The following is a 21,134-nucleotide window of genomic DNA, read 5'->3' as shown; positions in this document are numbered from 1 at the left end:
GCACTTTACAAAGTGTAAAACCATACTACTAATGATTTCTATACTAACTGAATTTCTGCAAAACGAGATTACTGACTTCATCTCGACAACAGGAAAGAATGTACAAGTTCATGTCGGTCCTATCATAGGAGCAGAAGGAGAAGTACATTTAGTAAATGCAGCTGGAGAATCTTTGTTATTAATCAATATGATTAATTTATCCGAAGAGATCTACGGTACGGTAAAGATGCAACCCAATGCTACATCGCTTAATTTAAAGTTTATGTTTTCGGTGTCAAACAATGAAAACTATTTAGAAGCTTTGGGGGTACTATCGGATGTAATTGCTTTTTTTACGAGCAATCATACCTACACTTCTGCAAATGGCCCTGGGATCGAAGGATTACGACAAATGAACTTCAAGATGTACAACATGGAAGACAAGGATCTTTCGGGTGTGTTCATTAGTATGGGAATGAAAAAAATACCTTCTGTATTTTATGAATGTAGAATGGTAACAATAAAAGAAGAAACAGTAGCACCTATAGCTGGAAACTTATCGGGGTGGTAAACATAAGCTAGATCATGGCATCATTACAAAAAATTACGACTATAAAATATTTGCCTGTACTAAGCCTAAAAACAAACTTTTCAGATTTAATATCTGATGTACATTTTTTTGACCTAAAAGCGCTTAAAGGTACAGAACACTTATTGAGACAAATAGGAGTGGTTTATCGCTCTATTGAGAATCAATGGCAAAGCAGTATATCAAAAAGTGATATACAAAGAAGTCTATCTATCTTAGAACAGAAAGAGGAAGAATACCTGTATTTTTCACTTTCCTATAAAAATGTAGAAAGCTATTATTTAGCCGATCTGCCTTTAGAGAATATGGAAGACACATTGTTTTTTGGAGAAGTAAAATTCAACAAAAAAGCAGGTCAATTGTCATTTGACACGACTTTAAAACCGACGAGTAAATCAGCTTATTTTTCTGAATTAGGTGATAGTGAGCTGCCTATACAACATGCTCAACTTCAATCTATTTTTGGTATTGTAAAAATCAGTAAAAAGGATTTTTCTACAAGCTTAACGCATTTAGAAAAAACATTTCATCCTTGGGTGATTGATTTGGGTATCAATAGCAGAAAATTAAAATGTAGGTATGTTATTCAAGACCCTAGTTTTGATCAGTACAAGATTACAGCTTCAAAAGGGGGAAAAGAATACAAACAAATTAAAAATGAGGGAAAAATTGAGTTTTTATCTTCTGTAGCAACAAGTGCGTCTCCTTTGTCACTTCAAGGAAAGCAATTGCAATTAAGTGCAAAGGTGGACGGCAAATGGAAAGTGATTAAACAATCGCTTCCATCTCCATCTACGAAGAATTTAAACTTCGATCCAAAAACGAAAGAACCTCAATGGAAAATGAATATGTAGTATTTCAAAGGGTGAACGTAGCAGTAGTCATTTCTTGCCTTTAAGCGATGACAATTTAAATCCCAATGCAAATGCTAACTATTATAAACAGTTAATTTTTTTAACGTAAAACCAAACAAATTGTCATCATGGCTATTAGAATTGCAACGCCAGGTGTGTACATTCAAGAGAAGAATGCTTTTGGCAGCTCAATTGTAGCTTCGCCCACAGCTATTCCTGCTTTTGTTGGATACACCGAGAAAGCAGACAAGAATGGGAAACCATTACAAAATGTACCAACTGTGATCGACTCTTTAGATGCTTTTGAAAAATTCTATGGTAGAGCTTGGGTGCCTACTTATGGAATTACAGAAACATCAGAAGGGGAATCAGACCTTAAAGTTGGAGAGAAGAAATATGAGCTTTTCACAGCGGAGGAGAGATATTTCTTATACGACAGTTTACGTTTATTCTTCACAAATGGTGGAGGTAAAGCGTACATTGTTTCTGTAGGTACTTATGGAGACGAAATCGATAGTGATAAAATCATTAGAGGTATTCGTACTTTAAATACAGCTACAGAACCAACATTACTTGCTTGCCCTGATGCTGTAGCTTTATCGGCTCAAGCATGTGCAGGTGTTCAACAAGAAATGTTACAACATTGCGAAAGCAGTGATAACAGATTTGCTGTTCTTGATGTTCAAGATGGTCTTTCTGCTCGTTCATACGACGAAGAAGATGCGATCGACAACTTCAGAAACAACTTAGGTAAAGTAGGTCTAAAGCATGGTGCTGCTTACTATCCTTGGTTAAATGCATCTGTAGTTTCTGACAAAGAATTTTCATACGTACACTTCGATTCTGCTGAACAATTGGTTCAAATCTTAACAGAAGAGGCGGAGTTAATGTATGACAACGACAGAAAGAAACAAGAAGCTGTTGCTGAAATCCAAAAACTAAACGAAGCAAGCGGTTATGATGCTGATTTACATCAGACATTAAAATCTATCTCTCCAGCTTACAAATCATTAATGACAGGTTTAGCGAATAAACTTAACGTATTGCCTCCATCAGGTGCAATCGTAGGTGCTTATGCTAGAATCGATGCGGTAGAAGGTATTTGGAAAGCACCAGCAAACGAAGGTTTAGCAGGTGTAGCATCTCCTTATGTATCCCTAACTAACGAGGATCAAGAAGACTTGAACTTAACAGTTGGAGGTAAGTCTGTGAACGCTATTCGTGCTTTCGCAGGTGAAGGAACAATTATCTGGGGAGCGAGAACTTTAGATGGCAACTCACAAGACTGGCGTTACATTAACGTTCGTAGAACAATGTCATTTATCGAAAACTCAGTGAAAGGAAGCGTAAAGAGTTATGTATTCCAACCGAACACACCAATGACTTGGGTAGCAGTTAAAGGAGCAATCGATGCTTTCTTAACTACACTTTGGAACCAAGGTGCGTTAGTAGGAACAAGCCAAAACGATGCCTTCGTGGTAGACGTAGGGTTAGGATCTACAATGACTCAAACAGATATTTTAGACGGTATGATGAAGATTAGCGTGAAAGTAGCGATCTCAAGACCAGCTGAATTTATCGTGTTGACTTTCCAACAGCAAATGCAATCTTAATAATTAATACAAATAAGCAATGGCACAAGAACTAGAATATCCAATTCCAAAGTTTAGATTCACTGTCAATTTAGGTGAAGAGGAAATCAGTGCTCAAGAAGTAACTGGTTTGGATTCGGAAGTGGAATTTATCGAATATAGAACAGGAGATCATCCAACAGACGTAAAGATGAAAGTTCCAGGCTTACAAAAAGTAAGTAATGTAACGATCAAAAGAGGTCTTTACAATGGTAATAACTATCTGTTTGATTGGTTCCAACAAGTAAAAGATGCTCGTAACGAGTCGGGTTCATTCGAAGAACAAAAACGTCAGGTAACGATTGTTTTAATGGATACAATGCAAAATCCAGTATTCCAATGGACTTTAACAAACGCTTTTCCAGTGAAACTTTCAGCGCCAGATTTAAACGCTGAAGACAATGGTATCGCTATTGAAACTATTGAATTGGCTCACGAAGGTTTAATCCAAGAGGCTGTTTAATAATTTTTAAAAGAAGTATGGGTGTGTATCTCAATGGGTTTATTTATTGACATACCCCCAACTTCTTTTATCACTAATGCATTGATGATAGAATAATGGAAGAAAGTAAAAAGAAAGTGAACTTAACGTTCACCGTTGAAGAATTACAATTGATTATCGGAGGGTTGGGAAAACTTCCATTCGAGAAAGTATACCAATTAATTGGGAGAATCAATGCAGAAAGCAATCTGCAGTTAGTAGAAGGAACACAAAAGGAGGAGATTGAGAATAAGTAATGAGTGCAAAAGAAGATTTAATACCGTTTGACATAGTTAATGAGGGAAACCCTTATGTCTTATTAAATGAGGCCAAAGAATTCTTAGCGTCACTTCAGAATGAGAAGTGGACGGATTTTGGTACGCATGATCCTGGAATGACACTGTTGGAGTATTTGTCTACAGGCATGACAGAGATGAGTATTCGTGCGGCTTCAGGTATTGAAAATTATCTTACTTACGCTCCTTACAAATCAGCTATTCTAGCGCAAGAGGAAGCATTTTCTGTACTTCCTGTAACCACAAACGATCTTAGAAAAGTATTGATTGACCGCTTTGTTGAGATCGAAAATATCTGGGTCGAACCTGTATCGACAGATGTGACATCTTTCGAAGGTCAATACCAACTTATTGCAAAGTTCAAACCTCAATACCAAGGCAGAATAGATCAAAATGTATTGTTGGAGCACATTTTAGAGCATGCTCAGCAATATAGAAATTACTGTGAGAAAGTAATGAGCATTACCACGGCCAAAGAAACAAAAGTGGTGGTACAAGCAGACATCGAGATTGTTACCGATGTGACTGTCGAAGAAGTGTATGCCAAAACCCTTTATAGTCTTAACCGTTTTTTTTCACCACAAGTAAAAATGTCTTCTTATGAGGAACTGATTGAACAAAATACGACTACTTCAAAAATATTTGAGGGACCTCTATTAGAAAGAGGATTTATCCCTGAAGAACAATTACATCACCGTCAGTTTTCAATTTTAACGTCTGCTGTAATCAGAACATTAATGGAAATTGATGAGGTGGTTGGTGTGAAAAATCTGAGTTTACAAGCCAACGGGACGACAGAAAATTCACTTTTAAAATTAGACAATTCCATTCCAATTTTTAACGAGGATGATGTAAGTAGCATTCACTTCTTAAAGAATGGAATTATTAGTACGCAAATAGATTTTGATAAGGTATATGCTTTACTCGATCAATTAAAAGCATCCAACGAAGGATCGGTAAAGAACAATAATAAGAGGAAAAGAAATAATAGTATAACGAAGCATCAGCCTATTCCTAACAAATACCTTAATTCATTAAATATAAAAGAGATGTTTCCTACTGTTTATGGAGTAGGAAAATTCGGCTTACCTGGAGATGCTTCCAAGGAAAGAAAAAGATCAGCAGGGCAGTTCAAAACATTCATCAATTTCTTCGAAAATCAGAGCGATGAATTTTTTGCACAGCTGTTTGATTTACCAAAATTATTCTCCGCAAAAGGCTTAGTATCTAATAACGATCTTCTAGAAACAGAACAAGGATTTTTACGTTCTGCTCATTTTAATAATGACAAAAAGAAGAATCAGATACTAGATTATTTAATTGGAGTTCATGGGGAAAGATTCGATAACGAATTGATCAGCTCATTTACTCCTTACCTTTCTCAGGAAGAAATTACACAACGCCTCATCTTCTTTAAGGCGTATTTTTTAAGATATTTACCATTACTCTTAAGTGCAAAATCGAGTGTTCAACCCATTAATGCTTCTTTAGGCGAATGGGCAATTACACCTTTACATTTAAGATTAATGCTGTTTACCGGTGTAGGTAAAAATGTTGACCTATCGGTGACACTGGAACAATCTCCAATTTTATTTAACTCCTCAAAAACATTATCGGACTTTGATCTTTGGTTGGCAGAAAAAGATGTTCAGGTATACCAATCCTTAGAACAGTACTCTTTTGATTGTATTGATACATACATAACAGTAGCTTCTGATCAAGCCGAGCAAATTATTAAAGACCACCTTACTTTGGACATGATGCACCAATGTATCTATCCAAAAAATATGTATGTAGTAGAGGTGAAATCCGCTGTAGATAATGCCTATGAAATAGTGTATTTCAGTAAAGAAAAGAACAGCTATTTCAAATTAGGAAGTTATCCCAATTGGGACGAGGCAGAACAAACAGCTGTTGCACTTCACCGAAGAATTCTAACATTACATGATGAGTATGAAGGCTTCCAAATAGTAGAGCATTTGGACCTACAGCCATCAACAGAAGAACATTGTTTTGGTATTTATATTTTAAACGAAGAACAAGAACATGTATTAATGAGTGATGTTTCTTTGGACTTCGAAAAAAGAGAACAACTGATCAAACTGTTGCCGGAGTACTTTATGGAAGGACATCGCTATGATGTAGAACGTCTAAACGATGGTAATTTTAGAATGCTCTTTAAAATACCTGAATTTGGTATGAATTGCATTGGAATGTACGACGACGAATCGGTACAAAAGATACATAAAGATAAAGAAAGATTATTCGACTACTTATCGGATAAATTCGATAGAGTAGCATTCGATAAAAAGGTGAATAGACACATTACATTGGATTATGCGACGACCAATCAAACAGAAGATGTTGAGCGAATTGTAGAACAGTTTTTCAATTTCTCAATATCGATGGTTTTCCCATGCATTTCTCACCGTTTCAGAAATAGTGAGTTTCAAGTGATGGTGCAAAATCTTTGTCGTGAAGAAACAGCGGCACATATTCAAGTAAATACAAAATGGTTAACACCAGAACAGTTTTACACTTTCGAATCCTATATGTATCAATTAAGATCCCAAGAAATTTCAACAGAAGAACAAGTTGTACTTAGAGACAATATGCTTTCTCTTTTACATTAAAAGCAACCCCAAAAATGAAAACTAGTACGATAGAAATAGCGCAATTAGAAAATCCTTTTTTAGGTTTACAGCCTTTCTCAAGAGATAAAGCACATTTATATTTTGGGAGGGAAAAACATGTAGAAGAGGTAGTTAGTAAATTAATGGAACACCGATTCTCGGCAGTGTTAGGACGTTCGGGTATTGGTAAATCTTCGTTTATTTTCTGTGGTATTTTTCCATTGCTAGAAAGCAGAATGGATCATGTTACCTATATATTCACTCCAGGTACTCATGGACCATTAACTAAATTGGTGAATGAAGTCTTTAAAGAAGAAAACGAAAAAGTGCGATTGGAAATTTTCCAAAGCCTATTGGTAGATGTGACCACGTTTTTTGATTATTACAATAGACTAAACATTACGCAAACACCAGTGATGTATATCGATCAGTTTGAGGAATTATTTAGTTATGATCTTAGAGCCAACAATATGGATTTAGAGATCGCTAAATTCGTAGAACTTATCGTATTATTATCGACATCTCCATTATCTGATTTTCATATATTACTAACCATGCGTTCCGATTTTATCGGACATTGTGCTGATTTTCCATCTTTAACTCAATGCATTAATCAAAGTCAGTTTTTGATTCCTCAAATGTCTATTGAGGAGAAAAAAGATGCGATTGTTAAGCCACTTGAATGGGCAGGAGTGGGTATTGCAGATGATTTGCTTAAAATCATTTTGGAAGATCTTGGAAATAAACAAGATCAGTTACCGTCTATGCAACACGCCATGATGAGGACGTTCGAACATTGGAGAAACGAGCAAATTTTATCAGAACCACTTCAACCTAAAAATTATATTGCCGTTGGCGGAATTAAGGAAAGTTTGTCCATTCATGCCAACGAAATTTATAATACTTTGAACGATGATCAAAAAGTGATTTGTGAGAAAGTATTTAGATGCATTACAACGATCAATAAAGAAGGGAAAGGAGTTAGAAATCCATCTTCTCTACATAGAATTATTGAGATTACAGGTATTGAGGATGTTCAGGCTATTGTCGATGTCATCGATACATTCAGAAAGAAAGATAGAGCATTTTTACAGCCAAGAGAACATGTCAACATTACTGAGCAATCTGTTATAGATATCACGCACGAATCTTTAATGAGATCGTGGGGTCTTTTGGTGGAATGGACGTTGAAGGAAACAGAATCCATTAAAAGGTATTTAAAGTTGGCAGAAGATGCCGAAGAATATCAAAAAGGAAATAGATCTAGACTAAGACAGCCAGAACTTCAGATGACGATCAACTGGAGGGAGGAACAACAGCCTACCTACGAATGGGGGGTGAGACATCATGCTTCTTATGAAAGAACAATGGAGTTCTTGTCATTTTCTGAAAAAGAAGAGATTAAAGAGTTAGAAAGAACAAAACTTATTCAGAAGAGACGAACAAAGCTCTCGAGAATCTTAGTTGTTATTTTCTTATTCTTAGGTTTAGGGGGTATTCTTTTAGGTACACACGCTTACCAAAAAAGTAAGCAAGCCGAATTGAAAAAAGAAGAGGCAGAAGCTTCACGTTTAAAAGCCGAGGAATCTCAGAGAGTAGCAGAAGGGAACAGAAAGCTAGCCGAGGAAGAAAAAGTGAAAGCACAAGCAGAAAAACAAAATGCCGAGAAAGAAAAACTTAGAGCCGAAAAAGCCACAATTCTAGCGGAAAACGAAAAAGAAAGAGCGTTAGATGCAATGATGCAAGCGGAGGCTTCTTTTAACGAAGCGAACCGTCAGAAAGAGAATGCCACATTGGCCATGCTTCAGGCAACAAAAGCGCAAAAACATGCTGAGACAGCTAACTTAAGAGCCAACAGACTACAAAACCTTTCAACGGCAAGAGCGATGGCATTAAACTCTTATCAAGTAGAGGACAATACGATTCGTTACTTATTAGCTAAGCAAGCTGTAGTGGGGTATATGAATAACGATGGGGATGGTTTTGATGCTGAATTTTATGCTGCCTTCCATAATGCTGTAAAACATTACGAGGGTGAGGATTACAACTTGATGGGTAAATCAAGAGGAATGGTAAATGAATTTATTCATCATGATAATCAACTTTGGGTAGTGATGTCGACCGATAGTTTGGTTCAAGTAACTGCAAATGGCTGTGTAGCTCATCATGTGGAAGGTGTTGTGAGAGGTTTAGTTAAACCTACTGAGAAAATGAGTATGGATTACTTTAACTACAGCAAGGAGTTGGTGCATTATGATATGGAAAAATTCAAATCAGAAATTATTATCAAATCCTTATCAGAAGATGATGTTTTAGGGGTCTATAGACTAGAGAATAACGATTTCTTGGTGGTAGATGTAAAAGGATCTTTTAAAAAATGGCAACTGAAGGACGATAAATATTCATTCTATGAATTGACCATACCAATGTTGAATAATTTAGGAGAGATTACAACAACATTCTTCGATGCTGCTACACATAATATCTATATCGCTACCCGAAAAGGTATGATCGTAGAATTGTCAAAAGGAGCAGATCGAGTGATCTCATCATTTACAGTGGGTAATCACCAAATATGGTCGATGAGTAAGAAAGGAAATAACTTATGGATAGGCACAGAGTCGGGTGAAATACAACGTTGGAGCAAAGAAGGGAAAGTTTGGAAAAATACTTTCACTACCGATAATCACAAAGCTAGAGTGAACCATATTGCTATACATCCAACGAAGGATAATTTGGTGGCCACTGCAGGTTTCGACGGGTTTATACGTTTGTGGGACATCCATCAACCAAAGAAAGAAAAATTATTAATTACAGAAAGTGTTTGGTTATCTGCTTTAACGTTCTCTCAAGATGGTCAGTATTTAATTACTGGAGATAAAGTGGGACGTATTAAAGAGTGGCCTTTAACAATAGAAGATCAATTCGACGAGTTATCGCAAGTGAATATTGGTATTCTATCGACAGAAGATTGGGATAAATATGTAAGTGATGAGATAGAATACGATTCTACTTTCTATCACTATAAATAATATAATTCAAGACATGCAAAAGCTATATTTTTTAATCTGTATTCTACTTTTTAGTAGCTGTCTGAATGAAAAAACAGGCGAACGTAATGAATCACTATTGATCTATAGTAGTGAAGGAAATTACCTTTCCAAAAGTTTGATCAGTCAAGGGAATGAGTATTTGATTGCTGGGGTGATGAATGAAAAGTCATCGGTGGCATCCATTAACTTTCTGGATGCTCAAACTTGGAGAAATGGACAGGCGTATTTGGCTTCTTTGAATGATTTTGGAGAAACACAAGCTATTTATCAAGATCCAAAAAGTGGTTCGATTTATTCTTCCATTAACCAAAGTGGCAATGATATTTATGTTGGAGGTACTTACCAGAATGAGTTCTTGTGGATGAAATTTTCTAAAGAAGGAAACGGTTTCACTGTGCAACAAGAAAAATTATGGAAGAATGAGGACTTCACCGAAAGTATTATCGACTTAATTCAGAAAGTGGATGATATTATTGTTGTAGTAGGTAGAGGTAGATTGGAAGATGGAAAAGAAAAAATCTACTTCGCCGGTTTAAACACAGATGGAGAAATTCTTTGGGAAAAAATGAACGATAGATCTTCTCAATACCACTTGCCAAAAGAAATAAAAGAATACAATGGTAAAGTAAAAGTGTTGACTTGGGAGGTCAGGGAAAATCAAACTAGAGAAGAGGTAGCAGAATACAGTATTAACCCAACTTTAGGTTTGATCGAATCCATCCGTTATTTATCGACAAGCGAATTACATTTTACGGATGCGACTTGGTTAAATGATGGTATTGTAGGCTTAGCAAAAGAAGAGGAAGGAAAAGATAAATTATATTGGTTAACAAATAGTCAGACAAAAGAAATTGCTTTTGATTACGAAGGAAATGAGCTGAATTACTTAATAGGCAAAGAAAACTATTTTATAGCCTCTTCTTCTTTAGAAAACGGTACGGAGGTAAAATACAATACGATTACACTGAATAGTTTAGGTGATATTCTATCTCAGGAAGAGTTTATCAATTCGGTAGATAGCCGTTTGATAGGAGTGGAATACCTTTCTGGAGACGATCAGTATTTTATGATGACTTCGTCTTTATTGAAGTTCAAGTATGTTTTAGAATTTAGAAAAAACTAAGATGAACGAGCTGATCAATTTAAATATAGATTTTAAGTCGGATGTAAATCTCAATGAGCATCTCATAAAAATGGAGCTTTCCAATTTTGTGGAGTCTCAACTTGTCCCTATGATCGATAAGGAACTAGAGAAATATGGTGACTTAGATATTCATATTGATCAGTTGGATATTGATTTATCTTCTAATTTAGTCAATTACAAAAAAGACACTTACAATACAGTGAAACAGGTGATTAACGATAAACTAAATGAACTTATGCATCATGCAACATCAAATAATCACGAAAGTATTGATAGTGAATTGAATGATGATTCTAACCTTATTCATGAACATGAAAAAGAAGAATTAACGGACAAAGAATGCCTGTTAGAATTCTTATGTAATGGGTTTGTTCCATGGTATGAACAAGAAAGAATTGACAGCTTATTATCTAAGATCATAAAAGAAAAGAACTTCACTACTTTATTAGAGACCTGGCAATTTATGTTGAAGAATAAAAGCAGCAATGTATATTCTTTTTTGTCGTTTTTGATCAATAATCAATTACTTACCACATTTATTAAGGAATTGATTTCATCTAAAAGTGAGTTATTAATTGCTGTTGAATCTTTAAGTATACAGGAACAAAAATCTTTTTTAATAGAGGTCTTTTATCAAAAATTATCTTTTGAGGAAAGTGTATTAAATGTGGTTTTAAAAAGAAGTTTTACAGTTTCTGATTTGGATTATATTTTAAGCATTGCAAAAAATAGTACCTCGCTTAATGAAACATTGACTGTTGAATTAATGTTTTACATCGAAAAACAGAAAAGAAGAATTAAGAAAGGCTTACTTAAAGATGATCAAAAATTAAAAGAACAACTCAATGAGTTAGAAGACATATTGAGCAGTGGAAAATCGAAAGAAGATACAGTAGAAGATTTACATAATGCAGCACAATGGAAAGCTTCATTTATTAAAAAACAAGCCATTCAATTATTGTTAAATAAAACATTGGACCCTTCTTTTGAAGAACATTTAAATGCACATCCGATACTATTGTTCCAGTTTCTAAATATAGTATCAGAAGTGAATAAAAACAGAGTTTCTGAGTTACTTTCTAAATATCCACAACTAGAGCTTTTTGGTGAAAATACATTTGCTCAGCAATTACTTTTGGAAGTAATAAAAAAGAGACCTCAGTTTTTTACAGATCAAAAGTTTATCACATTTTTATCTTCTTCGTCATCATCAGAAGTTGAGAAGTTAGAAAAATCGATTCTGGGAGTAATTGAAACGGAATTAAATAACGAACTCAAGGCAGTTCTTATCCATGAATTGACCCAATTAAAATGGATGATTTCTACGAAAGCATTTACGAAAGGGACAAAAAAGTGGGAGAAAAAATGGAGTGCTATTTTATCTTATTTAAAAAGTATCAATACTATATCTAAAGGTGAGAAAACATTACTTTTAATGTCTTCTGTATCTTTAGAAACATTGCTTACAATTACGCTTCAAACACCTTCTGACGTTTTATTTGAAGTGTTTGATCAGAAAATTTTGGGTGATAAAATTTTCTTAAACTCAACTAATAAAAATAGTATTTTAAGATGTTATGTTGATAGTGTAGAGAACGAACCTAACTTTATCGATCAATGTATTCGCTATTATCCTAATCACAAGAAAGAGATATTTGCTCTATTTGAGTCTGTAGAAGGGTTTGAAGAACTAGTAAAAAGAAAAACTAAAATCTCTTATAACAAACGTACTTTACTTTCTATCGAGGTGTTTGAAAAGTATAGTTATGGTAAGGAAAAGTTAGTAGAATATTTAGTCATTAATACTTCTACTGGAAAGCAAATTAAAGTTACTGTAAATAATGAGATTTCTGCTGAGCTACAATTGGTTGATTTTCTTTTGGTACAAAACAATGTAGTGACTTCATTAAAGAGTTATATAGAATCATTTGAATCTATCATTTCTAATTGTTCATCAAATAACAAGCGACAATTAGAAGAGCTCGTAGAATACTTTATTATCGAAGATAAGAAATCTGATCAAAGACCGGAATCTATCTCTGAAACAGATATACAACTTTGTTTAGAATTAATCATCAATAGAAATAAGCATCTTTTAACTGTAGAACAGAAAGAAAAATTATTTCGCTATTTCCAGTATTTATCAATAAAAGAGTTATCTCAGTTAAATACGTATTCAATAAGACAGAAGAATAAGATTTATTCTTATTTGAGTAAGGACTATAAAGTGAAATGTGCAAAACGTATTGACAGTTTAGAGTTAAAGCTGAATCAATCGTATTCTACTATTTATACAACAAGTCAGATTGCTGACTTTATCAAATTAATCCAAAATGAACTATTTTCTTCATTCATTCATCATCGAATGGTCAATGGAGAAATAATCATTAAATATATAGAACAAACTTTTTCACAAATCAACTTCAGTTATTCCAAAATATATACAATGACCTGTGATGCTTTAAATCTTAAAGTAGATGACAATCAACTAAAAGAACTAAAGAAAAAGCAAAAGTTCATTAGAGCCAAAAAGAAGAACGTAACCATGGAAGTGAGCAATGCTGGGCTAGTGATTTTAGTACCTTATCTTCCATTATTTTTTAAGCATAGGGGTTGGCTTACAGATGATAATAAGGCTTTTGCAAATGAGGAAAGTCTACTTAGAGCACTTGGAATAATGCTATATCTCGCACAAAAAAACGTATTGGTAGAAGACGATAGACAATTGTTACTACCAAAAATTCTTTGTGGTATTGATATAGAAACACCTATTGTATTGGATTTTGAATTAACTGATGAAGAAAAAGAGGGGGCGGATCATTTATTAAAAACGGTGATTACCCATTGGTCGGCTTTAAAGAAAATGGAGCCGGATAGTTTAAGAATTATGTTTTTTATAAGAACAGGATCAATCACATTAAAAGACGATTGGTATTTAGAAGTTGAACCAAATACCTATGATATTTTTATGAAGTTGTTACCCTGGTCAATAAAGATAAATATGTTGCCTTGGATGAAGAACAAGATTTTTTGTGAGTGGGGTAAGTAAAATTTTTTAGGATGATTTACAACGGTACAAGTCAGGATAGTCGAGAGTTATCGCAGTTGTTAGACAAAGGCTTTCTTCTAAATGACATTGATTTACGAGATATACTAACAAATACCTTTCAGTATCTAGAAACGCTAGAGAAGAAAGATAGGGATTTTTGGTACACCATACTTTTTTCCGATTTCTCAGTACTGTCTGAACTGAAGGAATTGGATATTTCTATTTTTCAGAAAAAGAACAATATTATCTTTCAAAAGGTGAATCAGTTTAACCGACCTCAAAAGAAAATGAAATTTCTAATAGAGGGAATTAAACTCGTTCATCAGTTATTGAATTTTTACCATAAGTGGTTAAAAAATTATCATAAGAAGCAGCTTTTTGATTCGGAGATCTATTTAAACATAACTACTACATTAAATAGTATTTCTACTCAATTGGATTTAGAATTCTTGTATCTTTTTGATGATGAAGTCTTAAATAATGAATTAGCTGAAACGAAACTACTGATCAAAGAAATTTTTCAGTTTATCGATTATTCTTTTGATGAGGAACATATCTCTGAAAATAGGGATCATACTGTGGTCGCTAAAATTTGTCAGCGTTTGAATATTCAATTGATTGACAATTTATTTTTAATGAGTGGTAAGTCAGATAAGTATTTTAAAGAACTGATAGGTCAAACAACAAGTCAGCCACAGATTGATTTAATAATGGCTTATCAACACATCTATAAATACCCTCAAAAGATGTTGAATAGCTTCCCTCAAAGGTATTTGAATTTATATTTCAATACTTTGTTGGACGAAAAGAGAAAAGAAGAAAAAGTAGATTATACCTATTTACATTTTAAACTTAATGATGGTGTTCGTTATGCTAGAATACCGAATAAAACCAAGTTTATTGCTGGAAGTGACGCGTTACGAAAAAATATTCTTTATGAGTTAGATTATCCCATGGTGTTAAATACTTCTGAGATTACTCATTTGGATTTAAGTAATGTATCGTATAAAAAGATTGGTAAAAAGTTACCGTTAAAAGTTCTTACATCGATTAAACAATCAGAATCTGAAATTAAAGAAGGGGATGTTTTAGAAAAAAATCTATGGGATAATCAGGCTACAGACACCTTACCTATCAGCTTCTGTATTTGTGATCAAATTCTACAATTGGAGAATGGAGATAGAGAGATTATTTTCAATTTTCAGTTTACTCAGGTGTCAATGGACAAACTGACTCAGTTAATTTCTAATGTAAAAGAAATTACAGGATGGAGTGGTCATCAATTATTCAATAATATATTTAGCGATATCTTTAATGTGCATTATTCATCGATAGATGGTTGGGTAAAAGCACAGAAAGTGATATTTTTAACTTCTAAATATTCGCCTAATTCTTTATCCTTTAAGGTAGTCATTAAAGCGAATGAACCTGCTGTTTGTAAGCCAGGACCTGAGATACAATATCATGAGTTGTTCGATCAAGCAGTATTTAAATTTACATTAAATACAGAAACGTATTTATATGGCTATTCCTTTTTATCTGACTTAGTGGTAGATAGAGTAGTAATACAGACCTATGTGAAAGGTTACACAGGTTTTAACGCTTACAATCAACAAGGTCAGTTAGGTACGGATATTCCTTATCAAGGATGGGGAAATCAACCCAAACAAGGTGATTATTTAGTATTAGGTAGTAACGAGGTTTTCTTTAAACCCATCGAACATTTTGATTTGAAAATCAAATGGTTTAACGAACCTGCACACCCGAATGGTCTAACGGGGTATTACGAAAATTACGATACAGAAGAACTAAAGAATTCAAATTTCAAACTCAATATTGATCAATTAAAACAAGGGAAATGGGACCATCTAGACGAGAGGCATATGTTTTCCAATGTACGTTCAAATATTGAGGGTGAAGTAGAAGACATTGGTGCTATTTCAAAAGAAACGGATCTTTTAAATATCAAATACCAACAGCCTGTAACGATAGATGAAGCCCAAAAAGAAGATTTAGAAGGATTTTCGAATTATGTGAAGAATGGGTATTTAAAGCTAACGATTTCTAGTCCTGAGATTGGTTTTGGTCATTTAATGTACCCTCAGTTAGTGACAGCACAAGTTAGAAGCAGAATAAGTTTGAATCCTTTCAAAAAGAAGAAAGAGGTAGAGATTCCATTAGCTTATGTTCCTGTGATCGAAAAAATTGAAGCCGATTATATCGCTAAGACCTCTATCATTTTTGAAAATAAGATGATGAAGGAGGATGCTGCTACAAAATTATTTTATGGAGTTGGTGAGAAAATAATCTCTACTAAATCAGATAGTCCGAAGTTACTTCCAGAAATAAATGCAGGTATCGTTTTGGATTTAGGAATTGATAATTCTGTCGAAGGAGATATTGTTTCTCTATTGTTTCAGATAAAGTCGACCACAGACCAAGATATTCAAAGCGATCAACATCAAATTATATGGGAGGTTTTAAATAACAATAGATGGGAAGCAATTCCAGGAGCGAATATATTAAATGATGAAACAGAATGTCTTTCAAAGACAGGAATGATTTCATTAAAAGTACCTGAACATTCGAAAGAAAATCAATTAAAACCATCTGGAAAACTTTGGTTAAGAATGTACATTCCTGATGTGATGGATAATTACGGAGTGATCGAGAGGGTGTATTCAAAAGTGGTGAAAGTAGGTTTAATTCTTCCAGAAGAAAGAAATTATTACGATTTCGGTAAAGAATTAGAAGCACAATCCATTTTTAGATCCAATACAAAACTGCCGGGTATTAGAAGTATTGAGCAACCTCTTACTTCTTTTGGCGGTAAAAGAGCGGAAGAAAGTGGGGCATTTATTAATCGTGTATCGGAGACTATCAAGCATAGAAACAGACCGGTGAGCAATTGGGATTATGAGAGAATTATTCTTACAGAATTCCATGAGATCAATCAGGTAATTTGTATTCCGGTTTCTGAGGAAAATCGTTCTTTATTGATTGTCATTATTCCTAAATCAGAGAAAAAATTCCCAATTGCATCAAATAGTTTGTTACAGAGAGTGGAACGCTTCTTAAAGCAAATTATATCTCCTCATGTGAAATTTAGTATCTGTTCGCCAATTTATGAAACTGTAAAAATCAATGTGGCCATTTCATTAAAAGAAGGGTATACTCAGGGTTTCTATTTGGATGAAATCAATCAGAAGTTAACACAGTTTATCGATACTATTTCTTTGTCTAATGCGAATAGATTGGTACTCGGTGGTAAGCTTCATTTATCAGATATTCTAAGCTATTTAAAAACGATAGCTTATGTCGATGGAATTAAGCATTTATCTATGGTGCATCTGATTAAAAATGAAAGGAAATTCAAATTAGTTGATACGGCACAAGAAGATTACACCCATAGTTTTATCGAGGCATCAAAACCTTGGAGTGTGTTAACTTCTGCAGCAAATCACGAAGTGTATATTAATAATAAAAATAACGATAAGGCAGGGATTAATAACCTTGAATTAGGGATCGATCTTATTGTCAATTCATATAGCTAAGCAACATGAAACAAATGAATAAAACATACAAACTATTCGCATTTATGCTCTTCTTTGTTGCAGCGTTGCCCACTTATGGTCAGGAGCAAAAAGAGGAGAAAAAGGAAGACAAAAAGGAGGAAAAGGGATTGAGGGTCATGCTTCAAGACTATGTAAAACAAGCTAATGAAGAAGAAAAGAAAGAAAAAGATAAACCTTCTGATAATTTAGTAGAGATCGCTCCTGAAAAAGAAAATGAAACAGAGGAATCTTCTGAAGATGCGGAAGCAATAGCAGAAGAAGAAACAGCTGTTGCTGAAGAAGAAAATAAGATTGAAACTGATACAGCCTCCCCACCAATATTAATGGTAGAGGAAAAAGCCTTTATCGATACGTTGAAGATGAAAAATCGTCTTCGTGAGGTAAAAAGAAATAGCGTAAAAGGAGATTACACCGAGGAGGAATGGCAGAAAAAAATGAACCTTTTAAGTAATAAATCTTTAGAAGGCGATTATGAGCTTTTAAGCGATGTGGAAGTATTTGGTTGGCATCCGTACTGGATGGGTAAAGGTTATGATGCCTATAACTTCTCTTTACTGAGCACTATTGCCTATTTTTCTTATGAGTTGAATCCTGTGGATGGTAAATACCATAGCATACACGATTGGGAAACCACCGCATTAATTGATTCAGCTCACTTACATAATTGTAAAGTGTTGCTTACAGTGACCAACTTTGGATACAATAATAACAGGACATTTTTACAAAATAGAAATGAACAACAGCAAACGTTAATTACGAATCTTATCACTTTGTTGTTCCTAAGAAATGCTGATGGTGTCAATATCGATTTTGAAAATATTCCAAAGGAACATCGACAAGATTTCACCAATTTTATTATTGATTTATCCAATACATTAAGAAAAGCGAACAACAATTTTAAGATCACTTTGACTATCCCTCCCAAAGACTTTAATGGAGTATTCGATTTCAAGAGTCTTTCACCTTATGTAGATCAATTTATTGTGATGGGATACGAGTTCTATGGTCAGAATAGTAACATTGCCGGCCCGGTAGCACCTATTGAAAGTGGTGATTTTTGGTGGGAGTTTAATGTGGAACGCAGTGTTCTTGAATATAAAGTAGATGGAATTCCTTCTGATAAATTGATTTTAGGTTCTCCATTGTACGGAGCAGAATGGGTGACAGAGGACCTTACTTACCCCTCGAAAGCGAGTCATTTTGTTGGCTATTTAACCAAAAAACAAATTGATAATAAAATAGGAGGAATACCTGTACAAAGAGAACCAATAAGCGGTTCTGCTTTTCATGTGTATAGAGACGATTTGGGTAGGTATCATCAGATTTGGTTCGAGGATAGTACCACCCTCCAAAGTAAAGTAGATTTAATCAAAAAGCATGAATTGAAAGGGATTGGATTTTGGGCTTTAGGTTTTGATAATGGAAATCCAGAAATGTGGGTTACTGTAAAAGATAATTTTACTGTTACTCCCGACAGGGGTTTGTCTTCTTTCTCTGCAGGTAAGACAAGAAGGTATATCAATTATGCACTTCGAATAATGACCAACCCTAGGACATTACTTAACAACCCAAGGATGTTGCTTTACATGTTTGGTGGAGTAATGGGATTGAATTTCTGTTTTATCATGATGTTCTTATCCTTTAGATATAGACTGACCAAACTCATGAAGGTAGCAAGTTCTACACTGATTCTTGTATTTATGATTATTGCGTTGGGCATTTTTATGGTGACCTATGATTTTGTAAGTGCCAAAGAAGTCATTCTAATGATTGTTGGAATATTACTAGGTGGTTTAACCTTGTTCTTCTTAAGCTTCCGTTTTTTCATCAAAAAAGAATTGCCGTAACATGTCTATAAAAATTAAAGAACTGAACATCAAAATTGAGATAAAAAGAGATTTTATATCTCAAGAGAAAATGCTAGAAGAATTCGTTCAAAAGTTATCAATAGATCATCTACCTGATGATTTTGTCGAAAATCTAGCAGAGAAATGCAAGGAAGAAATCAATAATGACAATAAGCTATTTAGTCATAAGTTTGGAAGGTTTTAATAAGAAGAATAAATGACAAAAATAAATCAACTATATAGTACCAGAACGGCTATCTCTGTAGAAGCAAATGGGAAAGCATTGGATATTAAACCATATCAAGTGAAAGATATGAACATTAATTATTCGGTGAATGATGTTCCATATTGTAGTCTTACGTTGATTAATGCCAACCATGATTTAGAGTTTTCTTCGATTCAAGATCTATATCCTTCCAATGAGATTAAAATCTATGCAGAAAATGATGTGGTGGAGAAGGTATTATTGTTTGAAGGAATCATTTCAAAATATGGAACACAGAGTAAGGGTAGAAATTTTGTGACAATAATTGAGATTTTACATCCTGTTTTCCGTCTTAAAAGAAGAGCAGTCAACCGATTATTTGCACTTAGTTTACCAGAAGTAGTCGATAAGATATTTAGTGATTATGAACTTAAGGTCGAAAATCAAATGGATATTGAGGAAGAAGATTCTGAGAGTAGAATTTCTCAATATCAACAAAATGATTTTGATTTTGTGGTATCCAAATTAAGACAAGCAGGATGTCTTTTATGTTATTCTCCAGAGTCGATAACAGTGAAAGATGTATTGCTGGAGAATCCTCCAAAGATGAAAATTACTCCTATTAATTCTACAAGATTTAATGTCTTTATGGATATAGAAGATTTACATGATATCGCCAATATCAATACCTATAATGTAGAGGATATGGCCATAGAGCAAGAATCTTCGGAGTCCGTAAGTTTTGAGGCAGGGGATACGAGCGTAGATGCGGCAACTGTATCTGGAGCATTGGATTTAGGAGCCACAGAAATTATCTCATTTGGACAAGAAAATACCGCTATTCGTAAAAAATGGCTGACGCATAAAATTTTGGAGAGTAAGTTAGCTAAGGTAAAAGGAGGGGTAACTATTGAGGGTACGGTTGATGTTAATCCTGGAGATTTTATCGAAATTATAGAAGCAGGGAGCATATTAGAAGGTGAGGCTTTTGTGTATGGAGTAGAACATTTTATGGATCAAGATAACTGGAAGACAACCTTACTTTTGGGCCTCCCAAAAATGCCTGCCTCAACAAATACAACAGCAGAAGATACCAATTTTGGCATAATGGGTCTTCAACATGGAATTGTGAAGAAGGTACAAAATAGCGGAGACCAACATGCAACGGATCAGTACCTTGTACAAGTTGAATTGCCTCTGCTTATGCAAACGGACATGGCCAATGATGTGGAACCTCTAGTTTGGGCTCGATTGGCTTCCTTTTATGCAGGAGAAGCACACGGAACTTTTTGGTTGCCAGAATTAGAAGATGAGGTGGTGGTCGGCTTCTTGGGAGGGCATCCTGATAACCCAGTGATCTTAGGCTCAATTTTTAAGAATTCCGATGAACACCCCCACATTGGTACAGAAAGCTATAAATCTATTGTCACGAAAAGTAATTTGGAACTGGCTTTTGATGATGAAAATGAATTGATTCATATGCACACAGAAAGTACACATGTTACTTTGGATGAGGCCAACGGGTTATTACATCTAAAAGTGACAGATGGAGATTCAGTCATTACTGAGTGTATTCTAGATAAAGACAACAACATTAATATTAATAGCCCCGATGGAGAGGTAAATATTAATGCAGATACCATAAACTTAACAGCCTCTTCAGAAATTAATTTGGAAGGAACAAATGGAGTAGCCATAGATGGAAAAGAAATCAATCTGAAATCATCAGCCAATATGGGGGTAGAAGCAGGTAACATGTTAAATTTAAAAGGGGCACAAGTAAATATTAATTAGTATA

At 34.3% G+C, this 21,134-nt stretch carries 13 protein-coding genes; all 13 read left to right on the top strand.

Annotation, left to right across the window (positions count from 1 at the left end; translation table 11 throughout):
* Nucleotides 1-31 precede the first annotated feature (31 nt).
* The 13 genes from KMW28_RS26830 (at nucleotide 32) to KMW28_RS26770 (ending at nucleotide 21,130) form a co-directional block, all read left to right on the top strand.
* On the top strand, nucleotides 32-550 hold the full coding sequence (locus KMW28_RS26830; RefSeq protein ID WP_066215337.1) for a Pvc16 family protein: 519 nt from the start codon (nucleotides 32-34) through the stop codon (nucleotides 548-550).
* 14 nt (nucleotides 551-564) lie between these two features.
* Nucleotides 565-1,422, top strand: coding sequence for a hypothetical protein (locus KMW28_RS26825; protein WP_169667204.1), 858 nt, complete (start codon nucleotides 565-567; stop codon nucleotides 1,420-1,422).
* 128 nt (nucleotides 1,423-1,550) lie between these two features.
* Nucleotides 1,551-3,035, top strand: a complete 1,485-nt coding sequence (locus KMW28_RS26820) for a phage tail sheath family protein (protein WP_066215332.1) — start codon at nucleotides 1,551-1,553, stop codon at nucleotides 3,033-3,035.
* A gap of 19 nt (nucleotides 3,036-3,054) precedes the next feature.
* A complete protein-coding gene (locus KMW28_RS26815) occupies nucleotides 3,055-3,516 on the top strand; it encodes a phage tail protein (protein ID WP_066215328.1) in 462 nt (153 codons plus the stop codon).
* A 95-nt stretch (nucleotides 3,517-3,611) separates the two neighbouring features.
* Nucleotides 3,612-3,791 (top strand): hypothetical protein, encoded by a 180-nt coding sequence (locus KMW28_RS26810; RefSeq protein WP_066215326.1) that lies wholly within the window; start codon nucleotides 3,612-3,614, stop codon nucleotides 3,789-3,791.
* The gene (locus tag KMW28_RS26805) at nucleotides 3,791-6,463 is read left to right on the top strand and encodes a hypothetical protein (protein ID WP_169667206.1); all 2,673 of its coding nucleotides are present in this window, start codon (nucleotides 3,791-3,793) and stop codon (nucleotides 6,461-6,463) included. The genes KMW28_RS26810 and KMW28_RS26805 overlap by 1 nt, the downstream gene beginning before the upstream one ends.
* Before the next feature lie 14 nt (nucleotides 6,464-6,477).
* Nucleotides 6,478-9,495 (top strand): nSTAND1 domain-containing NTPase, encoded by a 3,018-nt coding sequence (locus KMW28_RS26800; RefSeq protein ID WP_169667208.1) that lies wholly within the window; start codon nucleotides 6,478-6,480, stop codon nucleotides 9,493-9,495.
* Nucleotides 9,496-9,508: 13 nt separating this feature from the next.
* The gene (locus KMW28_RS26795) at nucleotides 9,509-10,639 is read left to right on the top strand and encodes a hypothetical protein (RefSeq protein ID WP_169667210.1); all 1,131 of its coding nucleotides are present in this window, start codon (nucleotides 9,509-9,511) and stop codon (nucleotides 10,637-10,639) included.
* Nucleotide 10,640: 1 nt separating this feature from the next.
* Nucleotides 10,641-13,709, top strand: coding sequence for a contractile injection system tape measure protein (locus tag KMW28_RS26790; protein ID WP_169667212.1), 3,069 nt, complete (start codon nucleotides 10,641-10,643; stop codon nucleotides 13,707-13,709).
* 11 nt (nucleotides 13,710-13,720) lie between these two features.
* Nucleotides 13,721-17,263 (top strand): baseplate J/gp47 family protein, encoded by a 3,543-nt coding sequence (locus KMW28_RS26785; RefSeq protein WP_169667214.1) that lies wholly within the window; start codon nucleotides 13,721-13,723, stop codon nucleotides 17,261-17,263.
* 14 nt (nucleotides 17,264-17,277) lie between these two features.
* Nucleotides 17,278-19,131: a glycosyl hydrolase family 18 protein gene (locus tag KMW28_RS26780; RefSeq protein ID WP_169667216.1), complete on the top strand. Its 1,854-nt coding sequence runs from the start codon at nucleotides 17,278-17,280 to the stop codon at nucleotides 19,129-19,131.
* Nucleotide 19,132: 1 nt separating this feature from the next.
* A complete protein-coding gene (locus tag KMW28_RS26775) occupies nucleotides 19,133-19,336 on the top strand; it encodes a hypothetical protein (protein ID WP_066215312.1) in 204 nt (67 codons plus the stop codon).
* 12 nt (nucleotides 19,337-19,348) lie between these two features.
* Nucleotides 19,349-21,130 (top strand): phage baseplate assembly protein V, encoded by a 1,782-nt coding sequence (locus KMW28_RS26770; protein WP_169667218.1) that lies wholly within the window; start codon nucleotides 19,349-19,351, stop codon nucleotides 21,128-21,130.
* Nucleotides 21,131-21,134: the final 4 nt, after the last annotated feature.

Source organism: Flammeovirga yaeyamensis, assembly GCF_018736045.1.
Lineage (GTDB): Bacteria > Bacteroidota > Bacteroidia > Cytophagales > Flammeovirgaceae > Flammeovirga > Flammeovirga yaeyamensis.
The sequence above is the reverse complement of the archived record's forward strand: the minus strand, read 5'-3'. Positions and strand labels throughout refer to the sequence as shown.